Origin of the sequence: Caulobacter sp. BP25, assembly GCF_002737755.1 — a bacterium.
Taxonomy (GTDB): Bacteria; Pseudomonadota; Alphaproteobacteria; order Caulobacterales; family Caulobacteraceae; genus Caulobacter.
On the sequence record NZ_PEGH01000018.1, the window covers coordinates 441,991 to 458,270 of the forward strand.

General features: G+C 67.3%; 21 protein-coding genes and 1 pseudogene. 13 read left to right on the plus strand and 9 right to left on the minus strand.

From position 1 onward, the window contains the following. Positions 1–388 precede the first annotated feature (388 nt). Together CSW59_RS15935 and CSW59_RS15940 are read left to right on the plus strand one after the other, a co-directional pair. Entirely contained in the window at positions 389–1,144 is a 756-nt protein-coding gene (locus CSW59_RS15935; RefSeq protein ID WP_236632244.1) for a M23 family metallopeptidase, read from the plus strand. A 60-nt stretch (positions 1,145–1,204) separates the two neighbouring features. Further along, positions 1,205–2,161: an alpha/beta fold hydrolase gene (locus tag CSW59_RS15940; RefSeq protein ID WP_099445274.1), complete on the plus strand. Its 957-nt coding sequence runs from the start codon at positions 1,205–1,207 to the stop codon at positions 2,159–2,161. Between the two features lie 76 nt (positions 2,162–2,237). On the opposite strand, the gene rpsU is transcribed toward CSW59_RS15940, so the two are convergent. After that, positions 2,238–2,474, minus strand: coding sequence for a 30S ribosomal protein S21 (gene rpsU, locus CSW59_RS15945; RefSeq protein WP_082769410.1), 237 nt, complete (start codon positions 2,472–2,474; stop codon positions 2,238–2,240). A gap of 182 nt (positions 2,475–2,656) precedes the next feature. Here rpsU and CSW59_RS15950 point away from each other — a divergent pair, with 182 nt between their 5' ends. Further along, on the plus strand, positions 2,657–3,334 hold the full coding sequence (locus CSW59_RS15950; protein ID WP_099444961.1) for a COQ9 family protein: 678 nt from the start codon (positions 2,657–2,659) through the stop codon (positions 3,332–3,334). 147 nt (positions 3,335–3,481) lie between these two features. Here the strand turns inward: CSW59_RS15950 and CSW59_RS15960 are convergent, their stop codons facing one another. Together CSW59_RS15960 and CSW59_RS15965 are read right to left on the minus strand one after the other, a co-directional pair. Further along, complete coding sequence (locus CSW59_RS15960; protein ID WP_099444962.1) at positions 3,482–3,991, minus strand: DUF1465 family protein; 510 nt, start codon at positions 3,989–3,991, stop codon at positions 3,482–3,484. A 193-nt stretch (positions 3,992–4,184) separates the two neighbouring features. After that, positions 4,185–4,391: a DUF1192 domain-containing protein gene (locus tag CSW59_RS15965; protein WP_099445275.1), complete on the minus strand. Its 207-nt coding sequence runs from the start codon at positions 4,389–4,391 to the stop codon at positions 4,185–4,187. 73 nt (positions 4,392–4,464) lie between these two features. Between CSW59_RS15965 and CSW59_RS15970 the strand changes: the two genes are divergently transcribed. Both CSW59_RS15970 and CSW59_RS15975 read left to right on the plus strand, forming a co-directional pair. After that, on the plus strand, positions 4,465–5,442 hold the full coding sequence (locus CSW59_RS15970; RefSeq protein WP_099444963.1) for an NAD(P)H-quinone oxidoreductase: 978 nt from the start codon (positions 4,465–4,467) through the stop codon (positions 5,440–5,442). A 125-nt stretch (positions 5,443–5,567) separates the two neighbouring features. Then, positions 5,568–6,281 (plus strand): DUF1013 domain-containing protein, encoded by a 714-nt coding sequence (locus CSW59_RS15975; RefSeq protein WP_013077812.1) that lies wholly within the window; start codon positions 5,568–5,570, stop codon positions 6,279–6,281. A 191-nt stretch (positions 6,282–6,472) separates the two neighbouring features. Here CSW59_RS15975 and CSW59_RS15980 read toward each other — a convergent pair whose 3' ends face one another. After that, the gene (locus CSW59_RS15980) at positions 6,473–6,646 is read right to left on the minus strand and encodes a YdcH family protein (protein ID WP_099444964.1); all 174 of its coding nucleotides are present in this window, start codon (positions 6,644–6,646) and stop codon (positions 6,473–6,475) included. 129 nt (positions 6,647–6,775) lie between these two features. On the opposite strand from CSW59_RS15980, the gene CSW59_RS15985 reads away from it, so the two are divergent. The 3 genes and pseudogenes from CSW59_RS15985 to CSW59_RS15995 all read left to right on the plus strand — a co-directional run bounded on the left by CSW59_RS15985 (position 6,776) and on the right by CSW59_RS15995 (position 8,171). Next, a complete protein-coding gene (locus CSW59_RS15985; RefSeq protein WP_099444965.1) occupies positions 6,776–7,417 on the plus strand; it encodes a UbiX family flavin prenyltransferase in 642 nt (213 codons plus the stop codon). Beyond that, a pseudogene (locus CSW59_RS15990) lies at positions 7,374–7,884 on the plus strand (TIGR02444 family protein). Before CSW59_RS15985 ends, CSW59_RS15990 begins: the two are co-directional and overlap by 44 nt. Before the next feature lie 56 nt (positions 7,885–7,940). Beyond that, the gene (locus CSW59_RS15995) at positions 7,941–8,171 is read left to right on the plus strand and encodes a YdcH family protein (RefSeq protein ID WP_201722838.1); all 231 of its coding nucleotides are present in this window, start codon (positions 7,941–7,943) and stop codon (positions 8,169–8,171) included. Here the strand turns inward: CSW59_RS15995 and CSW59_RS16000 are convergent, their stop codons facing one another. Continuing rightward, positions 8,172–9,836 (minus strand): M61 family peptidase, encoded by a 1,665-nt coding sequence (locus CSW59_RS16000; protein ID WP_369825790.1) that lies wholly within the window; start codon positions 9,834–9,836, stop codon positions 8,172–8,174. Positions 9,837–9,943: 107 nt separating this feature from the next. Beyond that, positions 9,944–10,306 (minus strand): response regulator, encoded by a 363-nt coding sequence (locus CSW59_RS16005; RefSeq protein WP_099444967.1) that lies wholly within the window; start codon positions 10,304–10,306, stop codon positions 9,944–9,946. A 283-nt stretch (positions 10,307–10,589) separates the two neighbouring features. Between CSW59_RS16005 and purE the strand changes: the two genes are divergently transcribed. Both purE and CSW59_RS16015 read left to right on the plus strand, forming a co-directional pair. After that, entirely contained in the window at positions 10,590–11,081 is a 492-nt protein-coding gene (gene purE, locus CSW59_RS16010; protein ID WP_099444968.1) for a 5-(carboxyamino)imidazole ribonucleotide mutase, read from the plus strand. Between the two features lie 9 nt (positions 11,082–11,090). Beyond that, positions 11,091–12,176: a 5-(carboxyamino)imidazole ribonucleotide synthase gene (locus tag CSW59_RS16015; protein WP_099444969.1), complete on the plus strand. Its 1,086-nt coding sequence runs from the start codon at positions 11,091–11,093 to the stop codon at positions 12,174–12,176. Here the strand turns inward: CSW59_RS16015 and CSW59_RS16020 are convergent. Next, positions 12,148–13,137, minus strand: a complete 990-nt coding sequence (locus CSW59_RS16020; protein ID WP_099444970.1) for an acyltransferase — start codon at positions 13,135–13,137, stop codon at positions 12,148–12,150. The two genes, CSW59_RS16015 and CSW59_RS16020, sit on opposite strands and share 29 nt — an antisense overlap. 78 nt (positions 13,138–13,215) lie before the next feature. Between CSW59_RS16020 and CSW59_RS16025 the strand changes: the two genes are divergently transcribed. Further along, positions 13,216–13,794 carry a GNAT family N-acetyltransferase gene (locus CSW59_RS16025; protein WP_099445277.1) on the plus strand — a complete coding sequence of 193 codons (579 nt, stop codon included), beginning with the start codon at positions 13,216–13,218 and terminating at the stop codon, positions 13,792–13,794. Here the strand turns inward: CSW59_RS16025 and CSW59_RS16030 are convergent. Then, positions 13,746–13,985 carry a helix-turn-helix transcriptional regulator gene (locus CSW59_RS16030; RefSeq protein ID WP_099444971.1) on the minus strand — a complete coding sequence of 80 codons (240 nt, stop codon included), beginning with the start codon at positions 13,983–13,985 and terminating at the stop codon, positions 13,746–13,748. The genes CSW59_RS16025 and CSW59_RS16030 overlap by 49 nt on opposite strands. Further along, the gene (locus CSW59_RS16035; protein ID WP_099444972.1) at positions 13,985–14,485 is read right to left on the minus strand and encodes a DUF2975 domain-containing protein; all 501 of its coding nucleotides are present in this window, start codon (positions 14,483–14,485) and stop codon (positions 13,985–13,987) included. The genes CSW59_RS16030 and CSW59_RS16035 overlap by 1 nt, the downstream gene beginning before the upstream one ends. 102 nt (positions 14,486–14,587) lie before the next feature. On the opposite strand from CSW59_RS16035, the gene CSW59_RS16040 reads away from it, so the two are divergent. Both CSW59_RS16040 and CSW59_RS16045 read left to right on the plus strand, forming a co-directional pair. Continuing rightward, the gene (locus CSW59_RS16040) at positions 14,588–15,523 is read left to right on the plus strand and encodes an ATP-binding cassette domain-containing protein (RefSeq protein WP_099444973.1); all 936 of its coding nucleotides are present in this window, start codon (positions 14,588–14,590) and stop codon (positions 15,521–15,523) included. Next, entirely contained in the window at positions 15,523–16,248 is a 726-nt protein-coding gene (locus CSW59_RS16045; RefSeq protein WP_099444974.1) for an ABC transporter permease, read from the plus strand. Before CSW59_RS16040 ends, CSW59_RS16045 begins: the two co-directional genes overlap by 1 nt. Positions 16,249–16,280 lie beyond the last annotated feature (32 nt).

Sequence of the window (16,280 nt, forward strand, 5' to 3'; positions counted from 1 at the left end):
GTCGCGCCGATGAATACTTTCTATGTTCGCGAAATCGCGAAGTCCCGTTACGTCTGTTTCATGACGTGTAATTAAGCGAGTGAATGAAAATTAATACATGACTTGAATGTAATGTGCGCTCGATGGCTTAGATGCTTCATGGGTGTTTTGAGCGCTCGGAGTGTGGTTATAGGTCTCGTTGGGCGCCGCCAAGTGAAGTGGAGAGGATTTTCGGAGGTCGTGGGCTCGGATACAATTTTATGGAAAATGAATCGTTATGATTCTCTATTCTATCGCTCAACCGAAAAGCCATACCTCTCCCCATTCATGATCCTTAAAGGTCGACTATGAGATCAGGACTGTCTTGGCGCGGTCCTCTCGATTGACCGGAATACCGAGAGTTGGTGGTTTGATTTCAAGAAGCCTGGCCGCGCCGTCGATACAACTGCGTGCGGCCCTCTTCGCGGTGCTGGGCGTGGCGGCCACGGTCGGCGCCTTGAGCGGCGTTTCTGCCCTTGGCGCCTGGATCGCCGAGCCGCCCGCCGTCGCGACGGTCGCTGAGGACGCCTCGCCGCCCGCGACCGAGCTTGAGCCGCCGACGCCCGCCTACGTTTTCGACGCACCGCTGCCGGGGCGGGTGATCGACTCGCCGTTCGGCCTGCGTCAGATGCCCTGGGAAGAGAACGGACGCCTGCATCAGGGCGTCGATATCGCCGCGCCCGCTGGCGCGCCGGTCAGGGTCTCGGCCGACGGGGTGGTCAAGCGGACGGGCGTCAGCCCGACCTATGGTCGCTTTGTCGAGGTGATGCACAAGGGCGGCATGACCACGCTCTACGCCCACCTCAGGGCGCCGGCGCGGGGCGTCAAGGCGGGCGCCTATGTGCGTCGCGGCGCGACGGTGGCCTATGTCGGCAGTTCGGGGCGCTCGACTGGCTCGCACCTGCATTTCGAGATTCGCAAGGGCGACAAGCCCCTCAATCCAGCCTTCTTCCTGGGGCGCAGCTTCGCCGAGGCCGAGGACCTGCCGATCCGCGCCGCGGGCCGTGTGTCCAGGAAGGTCCGGCTGGCGGTGGTGTCGAAGTGGCCCGAGGGGGTGAAGGGCGCGCCCGCCGCCCGGACCAAGAGCGGTCGCGTTCGCGCGCGCATGCCCGTCTCGGAGGGATAATTCTCCGAGCCCGGCGCATCGCGTCTCGACGCGTCGCAAACCGCCACTACATTGAACGCCATGATCCAGTTTCTCGGCCGTGGCGTCGCGGGCTTCGTGCTCCTGCTTGTCTCCTATATCGCGGTCGGCGGCGTGGTGAGCGCCGCCGGGGCGCCAAAGCCCCGGGGTCAGATGGTCGAGATCGAGCCGGGGCGGACGCTGCGTCTGGTCTGCGAGGGCGAGAGGAGCGATCGGCCGATCGTCTGGCTGGAATCGGGCGCCTTCGGGCTCGCCGCTGACTGGGGCGCCGTGCAGGAAGCCCTGACCGCCGCCGGCTGGCGCTCGTGCGCCTATGACCGCGCCGGCATGGGCTATTCGCCGCCCGGCCCCAAGCCGCGAGATGGCCTGGCCATCGTCGAGGACTTCGAGAAGCTGGTCGCCGCCTCGGGCGAGCCTGGGCCCTACGTCCTGGTCGGCCACTCGATGGCGGGCCTTCGCCTACGCGAGTTTGCCGGGCGTAATCCTGACAAGGTGGCGGGCCTGGTCCTGGTCGACGCCGCCGGGCCCGAGGCCGCTCAGGACCCCCGGATGCAGGGCTTCATCAAGGCTTTCGCCAACATCTCGAAATGGGCGGCGCGCGGGGCTTCGCTGGGCCTCTACAAGCCGCTCGTTCACACGCGTCTGGGGGACAAGATCGACCTGCCGCCGGCCGCCAAGGCCGAGAAGGGGTGGGCCTTCGCTAACGGCCGGCACAACCGCACCGCGGCCGAGGAAATCAGCTTGTGGGCGGAGGCCTCGGCCCAGGCGTCCCAGCAGCCGCCGTTCGACCCGAAATGGCCGGTGGCCGTCGTCACGGCCGGGCCGGTCGCCGGCCGCGAGCTTCGCAAGGCGATGCAGGAGGCGCCCGCCCGACGCTCCGAGCATGGCCTGGTCGATCACGTCGAGGGCGCCACCCACACCTTGCTGATCGGCCGCCGCTTCGCCGACCACATCGTGCGCGCGGTGACCTTCGTGGCGGACGCGCGGGCGAAGGGCTGATACTGGAAACGAGAAAAAGCCGCGCGGATCACCGCGCGGCTTTTTCAAATCTTCGGCGAGGCGGAGGGAAGGGGTCTTAGCGACCGCCAGCCTTCTTCGGCATCGGCAGCAGGCCTTCGCGCTGAGCGCGCTTGCGGGCCAGCTTGCGGGCGCGACGGACGGCTTCGGCCTTTTGGCGAGCGCGCTTTTCCGACGGCTTTTCATAATGCACGTGCCGCTTCATTTCGCGGAACGAGCCTTCGCGTTGCATCTTCTTCTTCAGAGCCTTCAGGGCCTGATCGACGTTGTTGTCGCGGACGAAAATCTGGACCAGGGGTATCTCTCCATTCGACAGCCCGACCAATATTCCCAAGTCCCTCTTGAGGGGCCGGGCGGGCGAACAAAACCGGGTAACCTGGAAGGGGTTCTCCCAGGCGATGAGGCGGGGCTGATAGCAGAGCGCGCGCGTCCTGTCCATGCGCGACGCGGCTTAAACACCAGTGTAGACTCGGATTCATGAGCGAAAATGTCGACACATCGGGTCAAGCTTCGGGTCAGGCGGGCGCCAACTGGGCCGACTCCGCCGAGCAGCGGGTTCTAGACGAGGCCCTGCGCCTGGCGTCGACCGCCGGCTGGAACGCGGGCCTCGTCAGTCGCGCCCTGGCCGCGGCGGGCCTTTCCGAGGCCGAGGGCCAGCTCTTGCTGCCCGAGGGGCCGCGTGATTTGGCCGCCCTGCTGTCGCGACGCCATGACGCGATGGCGCTGCAGCGCCTGGGGGCTTTCGATCTGGCGACTCTGAAGATTCGCCAACGGATTCGCGAGGGCGTGATCGCGCGCCTGGACGCCGCTCAGGAAAACGCCGATGTCCTGCGGCCGCTGGCGGTGTTTCTGGCCTTCCCGACCAATCTAGCCCTTGCCGCCCGTCTGACCTGGGAATCGGCCGACGCGATCTGGCGCTGGGCCGGCGATACGGCGACCGACGAGAACCACTATTCGAAGCGGGCGATTCTCTCGGGGATTCTGGTCTCGACCCTGGCCGTCGACATGGCCTCGGGTCGGGACTCGGCGCTGTCGCACCTGGACGCGCGGATCGACAACGTCATGGCCTTCGAAAAGTGGAAGGCGGGCCTCAAGCCCATGGATCTCGCCAGCGAGATGGTCGGGGCGTTGGCGAAGATGCGGTACGGGGGGTAGTTATCTCGTTCCGACCTCCCCGGCGAATGCCGGGGTTCAGATTCATTCAGAGCGTTTAGCGTGTTCGCGCCTGTGCGCCGCGCTGTGCCGTCTCGGATTTGTAGGTTCGATCTGGGTCCCGGCATTCGCCGGGAAGATCGGAGCCTTTCACCCGCCAAACGCCGCCGTCAGGCGGTCGAAGTGGGCCTGCACGGGGCGGGGAGCCTCTTCGCTGGGCGATTCCACGTACATGCGGCGGTCCAGGTGCCGGACGCGTTCGTACAGGCGCTCCGAGCGGTGCAGCAGGTTCGTCAGGCCGAACGGCAGCTCCTCGATCGGCGCGGGATCGCCGATCGCCTCCTCGGCCATGCGGTAGTTCTCGGCGCAGGCGGCTTCCGGCGGCATCTCGCCTTCGCGGACGGCGCGCTGGACCAGCAGCCATGAGGCCACCTGCATCAGGCGCGTCGTCAGGCGCATGCTTTCGCTGGCGTAGCTCAAGGCCGCGTTGCGCGAGAGGATCTTGCTGTCATGCCGGCCAGCCCCGTCGAGATAGGCGGCAGTCTCCTCGACCAGCTGCATGCCTTCCTCGAACGTGCGGTCAAACAGTTCCGATCGGGCGAAGTCCTGGATGACTCCGGCGCGCCAAGGCGTATCGGCCAACGCGTTGACTTCGGTCATAGCTACTCAATGCCCCTTCGAAAGGCCGCGAGGATATCTCGCTCAGACCGAGGGAACTGCAACCCTCATGCCAGACGCCGATGTCCCGTTTCGCGACCCGCCCCCGTCGAACCGACCCGATATAAAGACCGTCCGAAAGCGGATTGGAACGCTTTAAGACGCCAGTAACCTCACCGAAACCTTAAAAGAACCGTTAGTCGAGGCGACCAAACAGCGCATTTGCCGCGTCGCGGCCGGCCTTCTTCTTGGCCAGTTGGGTCTTGGTGCGCTCGATCTCGGCCTGGAGCGCGGCGATGCGCTCTTCCAGCTCCAAGACGCCGTAGACTTCCAGATCCTCGTGCGCGGCCTCGTTCAGAGCGCGTCCGCTGAAGGCGCGCGGTTCCGCTGCATCCTCGAACATCGGCATTCTCCCTTTTCCGGGCGATATCTGACGCCTACCTAGGTCGCAAGGCAAGTCACACGAGGGAGCCGCCATGGGCGAGACGATGACCGCGATCGCGATCGAAGGCGGCAAAGGCCCCGCCGAGGCCCTCAAGGCCGTGACCGCCAACCGTCCCGAACCGGGACCGGGAGAGATTCTGATCAAGGTCGCCGCCGCCGGCGTGAACCGTCCCGACCTCCTGCAGCGCATGGGCTTCTATCCGCCGCCGCCCGGCGCGCCCGAGACCCTGGGCCTGGAGGTCGCGGGCGAGGTCGTGGTCGGCGCGGGCCGCTGGAAGGCCGGCGACAAGGTCTGCGCCCTGCTGGGCGGCGGCGGGTACGCCGAATACGCCGTGGTCGACGCCCGCCACGCCTTGCCGATCCCGGGCGATCTCGACCTGGTCCACGCCGCGGCCCTGCCCGAGACGGTGTTCACGGTCTTCGCCAATGTGTTCGAGCATGGGGCGCTCAAGGCCGGCGAGACCCTGTTGGTTCATGGTGGGACGTCCGGAATTGGGACGACCGCCATCGCCATGGCCAAGGCCGCCGGCGCCAAGGTCATCGCCACCGGGCGCGGCGCCGACAAGAAGGCCAAGGCTCTGGCGCTGGGCGTCGACATCGCCATCGACGCCAAGGCCGAGGATTTCGCCGAGGTCGTGAAGGCCGCTGGCGGCGCCGACGTGATCCTCGACATGGTCGGGGCCAGCTATTTCGACAAGAATCTCGACGCCCTGAACACCGGCGGCCGCATCGTCTACATCGCCAGCCTGGGCGGCTCGACGCTGGAGGTCCCGGTGATGAAGATCATGCAGAAGCGGGCGGTGATCACGGGCTCGACCTTGCGCCCCCGCTCAGCCGACGAGAAGGCGCGCCTGGCCGCCGAGGTCGAGCGCGTGGCCTGGCCCTGGGTGGCGGCGGGCAAGCTGAAGCCCATCGTCGACGCGACGTTCCCGCTTGAAGAGGCAGCCAAGGCCCACGCGCACCTCGAGGTCGGGGAGCATGTCGGGAAGGTGGTGCTGGTGGTCGACTAGCGGTCGCCGGTTCTGGGGCGCTGGTGGCTTTCGATCCCCGTTCCCTTTTTCCCAGAACCGCATTATAGCGTTTACAACATCCCGCCCGGCCGAAAGGCCGGGCGCCGTCATTTCTGGAGGACCGCATGTCCGACATCCTGATGCCCAAGGCGACCGCCGTCTGGTTGGTGGACAACACGTCGCTCAGCTTCGAGCAGATCGCCGATTTCTGCGGCCTGCACCCGCTGGAAGTGCGTGGCATCGCCGACGGTGAAGTGGCGCGCGACATCCGCGGCGCCGACCCGATCGGCAACGGCCAGCTGACCCGCGAAGAGCTGGACCGCGCCCAGGCCAATCCCGACTACAGGATGAAGGCCCAGGTCAGCCGCCACGCCGAACTCTTGAAGCCGCAGAAGAAGGCCCCGCGCTACACCCCGGTGTCGCGTCGTCAGGACCGTCCGGACGCCATCGCCTGGTTCCTGCGCCACCACCCCGAAGTGACCGACGCTCAGATCTCCAAGATCCTGGGCACCACCAAGGCCACGATCGAGCAGGTCCGCGCCCGCACGCACTGGAACGCGGCCAACATCAAGCCGGTCGATCCGGTGACCCTGGGCCTGGTCGGTCAGCTGGAGCTGGACGCCCTCGTTAAGAAGGCCGCCGAGAAGAAGGCCAAGGACGACCTCAAGAAGGGCATCCTGCCGGAAGACCCGACCCTGCGTCCCGCTTCGGAAGCCGGCCAGTTCGAGCCCGAGGTCGAGGAAGAGGAAGAAGACTTCCGGGCCAAGCGCGGCGAGATCAAGGCCGAGGACGTGTTCGGCCAGTCGACGGCTTACGTCGACGAGGAAGACGAAGACTAGACCGTCGAAACTGTCATCCCGGCCAAGCGCGGAGCGCGCCGAGCCGGGACCGCAACAAGCGCTAGCGCATCCGGTGGTCCCGGGTCTCAGCTACGCTCGCCCGGAATGACGGTTTTCACGGCGCGAAAAACAAAGGCCCCGCTCCTTGCCGGAGCGGGGCCTCTCGTTTTTTCGGCTGCTATGACGAGCAGCTAGTGCATTCGAGCCCTAAGGCCTTCGATCTCTTCCTTCAGCCTAAGCTTCTGACGCTTCAGCTCTCGAAGCAGCGTCGCATCGTAAACCGGTCGATTGGTCTCCTCCTGGATCTTGCGGTCGAGGTTCTCGTGACGGGACCCAAGCTCGCGGATACGGGATTCGATGGCCATGGCTCTCGGCTCCTTGCTGTTGGAGAGGAAAGTGAACACCCGCTGCGCGACGCTGTCAGATCACATATGATTGCAATCGGCGGCGCTTGACGGGCCCGTTTTTGCTCCCATGACGGACGAACATTCACCATGACCGACGTTTCGAAGACCGTTGATCGCCCAAGGGAACCGGCGCGATTGACGGTCGGCATCACGGGGGCCTCGGGCGTGGCCTACGGCCTGCGGACGCTGGATGCGCTGCGCGAGCTAGGCGTCGAGAGCCACCTGGTGTTGTCCAAATCTGCGGCGCTGACGCTCGCGCAGGAGGCAGACCTGACCGTCTCCGAGGTCAATGCCAAGGCCGACGTGGTCCATCGCGCGGCCGATGTCGGGGCCTCGATCGCCTCGGGCTCGTTCCGCACGCTGGGCATGATCATCGCGCCGTGCTCGGTGCGGACGATGAGCGAGATCGCCACGGGCGTAACGTCTTCGCTGCTGACCCGCGCCGCCGACGTGACGCTGAAGGAGCGCCGGACCCTCGTCTTGATGGTCCGCGAGACGCCGCTGCATCTGGGCCACCTGCGAACCATGACCAAGCTGGCCGAGATGGGCGCGGTGATCGCGCCGCCGCTGCCGGCCTTCTACGCCAAGCCCGCCTCGATCGCCGAGATGGTCGACCAGTCGGTGGGCCGGGTCCTCGACCTCTTCGACCTGTCCTGGCGGCCGGTGAAGCGCTGGGGCGAGGACCTTGAAACGATCACCGGCAAGGGCGCCCAAGGGGACGAAGGTTAACGCCGATGCGGATCTGGGACTGGGCTCTAGAGGTCTATGCGCGACAACCTGTCGCGGAGGCGTGCCTGAACCTGCAGGACGGCCACGGCCAGAACGTCCCGTACCTGTTGTGGGCCGCTTGGGCGGCCGGCGAGGGGCGCTCGGCGGACCTCAAGGAGGCCGCTCGGCTGATGCGCGCCTGGGACGCCGAGGTCGGTGCGCCACTGCGGGGCGTGCGCCGGGCCTTGAAGCCGCCGCGCCCGCCCGTGGACGACGCCGCCAAGGAGGCGCTGCGCGACGCGGTCAAGGCCGTGGAGCTTCAGGGCGAGCGCGTGCTGCTGGAAAGCCTGGAGGCTCTGACCGGCCCAGCCGGTTCGCCGGCCTCGCTGATTGACGGCCTCGTCGCCGCCGCGGAAGCCTCCGGCGACCCGCCGCGCCGGGCCGCCTTGGAGCAGCTGGCCAAGGCCCTTGAAAATAAGGCAGCTTAAGCGCTTTTACCGGTCGTCAGCCTTTCCCATCTATCTTTCTAACGGGCCCATCTGAGATCATGTCCATGAACGACGACGATCCGTCGGACGACTCCGACATCGCGATCGAACGCCGCCTCGCCGACCTGCGCGAGGAGCACAAGGATCTCGACGACGCCATCCAGGCCCTGGAAGAGCGCTACCAGCCCGACATGCTGCAGATCGCCCGCCTGAAGAAGAAGAAGCTGATCCTGAAGGACGAGATCATCCGTCTGGAAGACCAGCTGACGCCGGACATCATCGCGTAGTTAGCCAGCGACCGCCTTCACGCACGCGGCGCGGGCCTCGGGCGTCAGGTTCGCGGGAATCACCACCTTCTGGACCGTGACCTCGCCCGTCCCCTTGGGCAGGAAGCGGATCACGCGCGGCTTGCCGCTCTCCTCGACCGCGAAGCCGATCTCCACCGAGCCGTCGCCTGGCTTGCCCCCCTGACGACCCAGGAACTTCATCCCATCGCGGAGGCCCGCCGCGTAGGCGGGGCCGGCTGGATCGACGCCCGCGACCATCCGCGCCTTGCCCGTAGCGGCCAGATCGAACCCAAGCTGATACGTCGGGCGCGTGAGGGTCTCCACCGTCAGGCAGCCGCCAAAGACGTCGGCCGGCAGCAGAATTCGTTCGCCCTTGGTGATGAACCGCTCGATCTCGGGTGTCACGTCGACGCCCGCCACCTCCCGCGCGACGCGGGGGAACAGGTTCCCGGCGCCTAGGGGACGAGACCCCGGTGGCGTCTTGGCCGCACGGTCGCGTAGCGCCAGCATGACCCGATCAAGGCCGCCCTTGGTCTTCAGCTTGCCGTCCATCAGCACCGCCAGCTGCGCGCCGCGTTGGTACGGCAGCTTCTGAACGGCCTTGTCGTTCCAAAACTTGGCGACGATCTCGGCGTTGCTGGCGGTGATAGCGGGCGAGGTCGCGTAGGCGTCGAGAGACTCGTTCCAGGCGGCGGCGAAAGCCTCCAGATTCACCAGGCCCGAACGCAGCCCCAGCCGGCGCGCGTAGTAGTCGGTGAACCCCTCGCTGAACCAGTAGCCGCTAGGCTCGTTCGGGCCCTCGATCGCGCCGCCCAGGCGCTGTGCGTTCCAGGTGTGCAGGTACTCGTGGGTCAGGAACAGGCGATAGTCGTCCAGCTTGACGTTCTGGGTCGAGATGACCGCGAAGGCGTCGCCCAGGCCCGTTCCGCGGTAGGAGACCCAGCCCGGCGGCGAGGGCTGGCCCGCCAGGGTGATCAGGAAAGGCTCGCGGCCGTCGCCCCAAAACGTCCGGACCGCGCGGATCGACCGCGCCGCCATGTCGGCGAAGGCCTGGATATCGAAGCCGAACTGGCCTCGCATGGCCACGCGTAGCGGCGCGCCGTCGACGTCGCGCTCTACCTCGACCAGGTCGGGATAGGCCATGAGCACGCTGGGGCCGAGCCGTTCGATGGAGCCCGGCGCCTTGCTCAGGGCGGTCAGGTCGGTCGCGAGGCGGAGGGGTGAACCGGCCGGGTCCCAGGCGAACCTCGCTTGGTCTGCGCCTCGGTCCTCCGGCGTGGCGAAGAGGGTGTGGCCGATCACATAGAAGCCGTCGGGCCCGATGATCGGCTGGCCATAGTTGGGACCATCCAGCGGCGGGTCGCCTTGATAGGCGCTGACCACCCGATAACGCACCTTCAGGGGCGCGCGGGGCTTTGACCGGATCACCCAGGTCTTTTCATCCGGCGTCGAGAGCGCGCCGCCGCTCACGACGGGGTCCTTGATGAACCTCCAAAGCCTCTCCCCGCCGCCCCAGGCGTCCGGCAGGCGCAGGCGGGTTTCGCCATCGGCGTCGGCGGGCAGGGTGATCGTCACTGATAGGGCGGCGATCTTGCCGTTCTCGACCACCGGCGAGACGGCATAGGCGTCGACGGGCGGCGTCGCGGCCAGGGCCGGCGTGGCTATCAAGGCGACCAACGTCGCCGCGAGGCATTTGCGGATCAAGGAAAGCTCCCCCGGAACTTAGCCGCACACTAGGTTGGGCGGGCGGTCCGGGTCAGCTTAAACTTCTGTCAGATCGCGGCCCGCGCCGCCTCGATCGCCCGAACCGTATCGAGCAGCCGCCCTGGGGTGATCGGCTTTTCCAGGCGCGCGTCGGCGTGCTGGTCGGCTCTGAGCAAGCGGGTGTCGACGCCTGAGGCCATCAGGGTCGCGGCGTGGGGGCAAGTGCGCCGGACGGCGCTGATCAGGTCCCCGCCGTTCATACGCGGCATCGAATGGTCGGTGATGACCAGATCGGGGGAAAAGCCGGCCAGCGCCTCGAAGGCCTCCAGGCCGTCATGGCACAGCAGCACCTCGAAACCCGCCTCGGTCAGGGTGATCTCGTAGATCATCGACAGGACGGGATCGTCCTCGGCGATCAGAATTTTCTGCATCCGCCCCGCGCCGCCATGCTTAACAGACCCTGAAAAGCATAGTCTGCGAATGACTCGCGGTCGCCGCGCGATAAGGTCGCACGATCTTCGGTTGTCCAAGCGCCCGGCGGTCCGAAACGGACGCCCTGGTCTATGGGCCGACGCCTCCACAAACTGGCGATCCGCGCGGCCGAGCTCCGCCGACGCCGCCTCCCTTCGACTTTGAGGCGTTTGGTGACGTTTTGGACTTGCGCGGAGGGGGCTGCCCGCATACGGGGCGGCTTTCATCAACGGGATGACGCCGATGCCTTCGACCACCCCGCCCGTCGCCATCATCATGGGCAGCCGTTCGGACTGGCCGACCATGAAGGGCGCCGCCGATGCGCTCGACAGCCTGGGCGTGGCCTGGGAGGCCAAGGTGGTCTCGGCCCACCGCACACCCCAGCGCCTGTTCGACTTCGCCACGGGCGCGGAAAAGGCCGGCTACAAGGTGATCATCGCCGGCGCGGGCGGCGCTGCGCACCTGCCGGGCATGGCCGCTTCGATGACTAATCTGCCCGTGCTGGGGGTGCCGGTGCAGTCCAAGGCGCTGTCGGGTCTCGATTCGCTGCTGTCGATCGTGCAGATGCCCGGCGGTATCCCCGTCGCCACCCTGGCGATCGGCGAGGCGGGCGCCAAGAACGCCGGCCTGCTGGCCGCCCAAATCCTGGCCCTGTCGGATGCGAGCCTGGCCCAGCGCCTGGCCGCTTTCCGCGCCGCCCAGACCGATAGCGTCGCCGAAAGCGTCGAGGACTAAGGTATAGTGATGGCTGAGTTTCCCCTGGTCCCCGGCTCGACCATCGGCATCCTGGGCGGCGGACAGCTGGGCCGGATGCTGGCGCTGGCCGCCGCTCGCCTTGGCTTCGACGTGGTGATCCAGGATCCGGAGGAGGGCTCGCCCGCCGGCCGCGTCGCCGCCCGCCAGATCGTCGCGTCTTACGACGACCGCTGGGCCCTGAAACGCTTGGCCGAGGCCTGCGACGTCGTCACCTACGAGTTCGAGAACGTTCCCGCCGCCACGGTGGCCGAGCTGACGGCGCTTGGCGCGATGGTCTCGCCCGGCGCCAAGGCCCTGGCTGCGGCCCAGGATCGCGTGGCGGAAAAGAGCTTCCTGGCCGAGATCGGCGTGCCCACCGTGGCCTTCGCCCCCGTCCACGACAGCGAGAGCCTGGCCGAAGCGGTGGCCCGCATCGGCGCGCCCTCGCTGCTGAAGACCCGCCGCGAGGGCTATGACGGCAAGGGCCAGGCCTGGATCCAGCGCGCCAGCGAGGCCGAGGCCGCTTTCGACCGCATCGGCCGTCAAGCGGCGATCCTCGAGGCTCCCGCAGACTTCGGCCGCGAACTGTCGGTCATCGCCGCGCGCGGCCGCGATGGCGAGATCGCCTGTTATCCGGTCAGCGAGAACCACCACGAGGGTGGCGTCCTGCGCCGCACCGTGGCGCCGGCCAAGATCACGCCCGCCACCCGCGATCAAGCCGAGTCTATCGCCGCCAAGATCCTGACCGCCCTCGACTATGTCGGGGTGATCGGCGTGGAGCTGTTCGAGCTTTCCGGCGGCAAGCTGCTGGTCAACGAGTTCGCCCCGCGCGTCCACAACACTGGCCACTGGACCCAGGACGGCTGCGAGGTCGACCAGTTCGAGCAGCATATCCGCGCCGTCGCCGGCTGGCCGCTAGGGCCGACGGAGCCGCACCATCACGTCGAGATGACCAACCTCTTGGGCGCCGATGTCGAGGCCTGGAAGAAGCTGGCCGCCGAGCCCGAGACCCGCGTCCATCTCTACGGCAAGGGCGAGGCTCGCACAGGCCGCAAGATGGGCCACGTTAATCGCCTGCGGCCGCTGCGGGACTGAGGGCGTAGCGAGGCGGGGCCTGGGTCAGTCGGGCCTTCAACCGTAGCGCCGGCTTCTCGACCAGGAACCAGGACAGCGCCGCGCAGGGCAGGGCGACCGCCAGAGAAGTCACGAGGTCCAGCCGCCCATGCTGAGCCAGCATCTGCTGCAGCGGAAAGCTGTAGATGTAGAGGCCGTACGACAGGTCCGCCGGGATCTTCGGCGCCTCGATCATCCCCAGGCGAAGCACGATCAGCGGCAGGCCCAGGAACCACAGCGGGGTATTCAACAGGAGCGCGGTCGCGATCGTCAGCCAGGACGGCGCTCGCCAGTCACTGGCCTTTAGCGCCGCGCCGCTCAGGAACAGGAAGCCATTGGTTCCGGCTAGATAGGCCATGCGGAAAAGGTCGCTGTGGGCGTCCAGGCCCAGGGCGTGGATGGCGATGGAGCCCGCCGCCGCCGCCAGCGCCAGGACGGTCAGGACCTTCGGCGTCGCCTGGCGAAGCGCGCCCAGCGCGCCGAGCGCCAGATAGGCCGTGAATTCCAGCCGCAGCGTCCAGAGCGAGCCGTTGACGACGCCGGCCAGCGGGACGCTCATGAAGACCCCGGGCAGGTCGTAGGTCACCGCGTACAGCGTCAGGTTCCTTAGAACGTAGCCATAGACCTCGGGCGCGGAGAGGTAGTCGCTGGCCTTCAACATAGTGCTCACCGGACCGATGACGAAGGCTGTGACCAGCAGCGCCGCCAGCAGGCCGGGGAATATCCGCAGGGCGCGCTTGGCCAGGAAGGTCGCCAGGCTGGGCGTCCGCGCCAGACTGCCCGCCACCAGATAGCCGCTGATCGCGAAGAAGACGCCGACACCCAGAGCGCCCAGGTCCAGGCTGGTCCCGATCATGGCTGGCGGGCGGCCATCCAGAACCCGGGCGTGATGAGCCACCACCAGGATCGCGGCGATCAGCCGTAGATAATCAAATCCGCCCATGGTGAACTCAAGATGGAACCCCGCGCCAAGTTAGACGGGGCCAATACATATCCGGCAAGACATAAAAGGGGGATGCGCATGAGGCCAACGATCGAGACCGAACGGCTTATCTTGCGCATGCCGTCTCAGGCCGACTTCGACGCCGGCTGGGCCGAGTTCCACACCGACCCGGACTGTATGCGCTATCTGGGCGGCGCGATGCCGCGAAGCGTCGCCTGGCGCGCCTTGGCCCAGGTGGTCGGCATGTGGTCTCTGCTGGGCTTTAGTCAGTTCTCGGCGATCGAGAAGGCGACGGGGCGCTGGGTCGGTCGGGTCGGTCCCTGGCGTCCGGAAGGCTGGCCTGCGCCGGAAGTTGGCTGGCTGTTCCATCGCTCGGCTTGGGGCAAAGGCTACGCGACCGAGGCGGGTAGGGCATGCCTTGAGCATGTCTTCGAGACACTGGGCTGGGATTTCGTCAGCCACATGATCCACCCCGACAATCTTCCGTCGCAGGCCGTGGCTCAGAGGCTGGGCTCTCGCCTCGTCGAGATGGTCACCCTGCCGCCGCCCATGGATGTGGCCGGACAGACCCAGATGTGGGGCCAGACGGCGGAGGACTGGCGGGCGGCTCAGTCCGCCTCTTCCGGCGCGTTCAGGTCATCGGCGTTGAACGCATAGTCCAGCAGGTCGCCCGGCTTGCAGTCCAAAGCGGCGCAGAGCCGGGCCAGGGTGCGGAAGCGGATGCCCTTGACCTTGCCCGAGCGGAACAGCGACAGCTGGGTCTCGCTGAGGCCGACCTCCGCCGCCAGGTCGCGCGCCTTCAGGCCCTTGGCGACGATCAGGGCGTCCAGAGTGACGCGGACAGGCATCAGATCATCTCGTCGAGTTCGGCCTGCGCCGCCAGCGCCTGGTCCATGACGCGTCCCAGCAGGAACAGCGCGCCGCCGATCATGCCCAGCGTCATGCCGGCCACGTCGAAGTTCAGATAGCCGCCCTTGGTCTGACCGGCCAGCCTCATCAGGTTGGTGACGACGAAGACGCTGATCACGCCGCCGATCCCCAGCGAGATCCCGACCTTGCGCATCGCTCCGGGCAGCGCGGCCTGGAGCAGTCGGCCTTTGGACACCTCGCCCAGCGCCTGACCGATCGACCAGACCCCGAACAGGTAGCAGACCGCTGGCAAACTCCAGGCGATCACGCTCAGCGCGTTAGGCGCCAAGCGATGAGACTTGAAGGTGAGCGCCCAACCGATCGGGTAGAACACCCCGAAGAGCGCCAATATCGCGCCCACGCCAATCACCATGACCACGGCCAGCCAGCGGAACTGGCCGCACCGGCGGCGAAAGCGGTCGATGTCGTGCTGAGGCATGGCTTTTTCTCTGTGCGGGATCCTGTCCGTTCTTTAATCTTGACTTAAAGATCGACCCCTCGCAACTTTATATCTAACTTAAAGATCGAGGGGCGCTGAAGCATGATCGCCGCGATAAAGACCGAAGGCCTTTCCCGACGCTTTGGCGCGCGTCTGGCTGTTGACGGGGTGTCCATGACCGTGCCTGAGAGGGCCGTCTACGGCTTCCTGGGCCGGAACGGCGCGGGCAAGACCACCACGATGAAGATGGTGCTGGGCCTGCTGAAGCCGACCGCCGGTCGCATGCGTGTCCTTGGCCTGGACGTCGCCCGTCAGCGGATGGCCGCGGCGCGCAAGATCGGCGCCCTGCTGGAGGCGCACGGCTTCTACGGCAACTTGACCGGTCGCGAGAACCTGGCGCTGACGGCGACCCTGCTGGGGTTGGGCGCGACCGAGGTCGAGCGGGTGCTTGAGGTGGTCGAGATGCGCGCCGACGCGGGCCGCAAGGTCGGCGGCTACTCCCTGGGCATGCGCCAGCGGCTGGGCCTGGCCCGCGCCATGCTGGGCGCCCCGCCCGTTCTGCTGCTGGACGAGCCGACCAATGGCCTCGATCCCGACGGCATCGCCGACATGCGCCGTTTCCTGAAGAGCCTGCCCGAGCGCACGGGCGCGACGGTGCTGCTGTCCAGCCATCTGCTGGGCGAGATCGAGCAGACCGCTACCCACGTAGGCGTCGTCAACGATGGCCGCCTGGTGCTGGAGGGCGAGCTGGCGCGGCTGAAGGCGGACCTCGCTCCAGAGCTGATCGTGCGCACCGGCGACGATACGCGGGCCGTGAGCCTGCTGCTGGCGCAGGGCCGCTCGCCCGTCGCCGCCGAGACGGGCCTGACCGTCGCGCTCCGGCCCGGAGAGGACGCTGACCAGGCCGCCGCCGCCATCACCCGCCTGCTGGTCGAGAGCGGCGCGTCCGTCTTCGCCATCGGCCCGCGCGAACAGTCCCTGGAGGACATCTATCGCCGCGTCGCCGGTTCCCGTTCGCTCCAAACCGAGGCCGCCTGATGATCGCCGTCCTGTCTGTCGAACTGCGCAAGCTGAACCGATCCCTGGCCGCCGTGCTGGTGCTGGCCGCGCCGTCCCTGATCGGCTTCTTCACGTTCTTCGTCCTGCTGCGGAACAAGCACCCCTCGTCCTGGGAGAACTTGCTTCAGGCGTCGACGGGGATCTGGGCCTTCTTCATGCTGCCGATGAGCGTCACCGCCCTGACGGCCCTGGTCGCCCAGATGGAGCACGCTCCACGCGCCTGGGACCACCTGCGCGCCCTGCCCGTGGCGCGCTGGAAGCTCTACGCGGCCAAGGCGATCTGCGTGGTGGCCCTGGTCGCGGTCATGACCCTGCTGAACCAACTGATCGCCTGGGCCGCGATCTCCGGCGCGGCGGCGTTGAAGCCCGCCGTGGCGCCGACGGGGGCGCTCGATGTCTCCCAGGCGCTTCTGCTGAACGGCAAGATCGTGGCCGCCGCCCTGCTGATGATCGCCATCCAGCTGTGGGCGGCGCTGCGGTTCTCCAGCTTCGTCCCGGCCCTGGCCCTGGGGATCGGCGGGACCTTCTTCTCGGTGGTCGCGACTTCGGCCAAGCAGGGGGTGTTCTTCCCCTGGCAGATGCCGATGAACATGCTGGCGCGAGACGCCTGGCGCGTAGAGACCGCCCTGGCGCTGGGTGGCGGCCTGGGCCTGCTGGCTCTGATCGTCGCGGTTCTGCATCTGGCGCGGCGGGAGGTTCTTTAGCGCGCTCCGGCCTGCTAGAGGGCGTCGCGTCC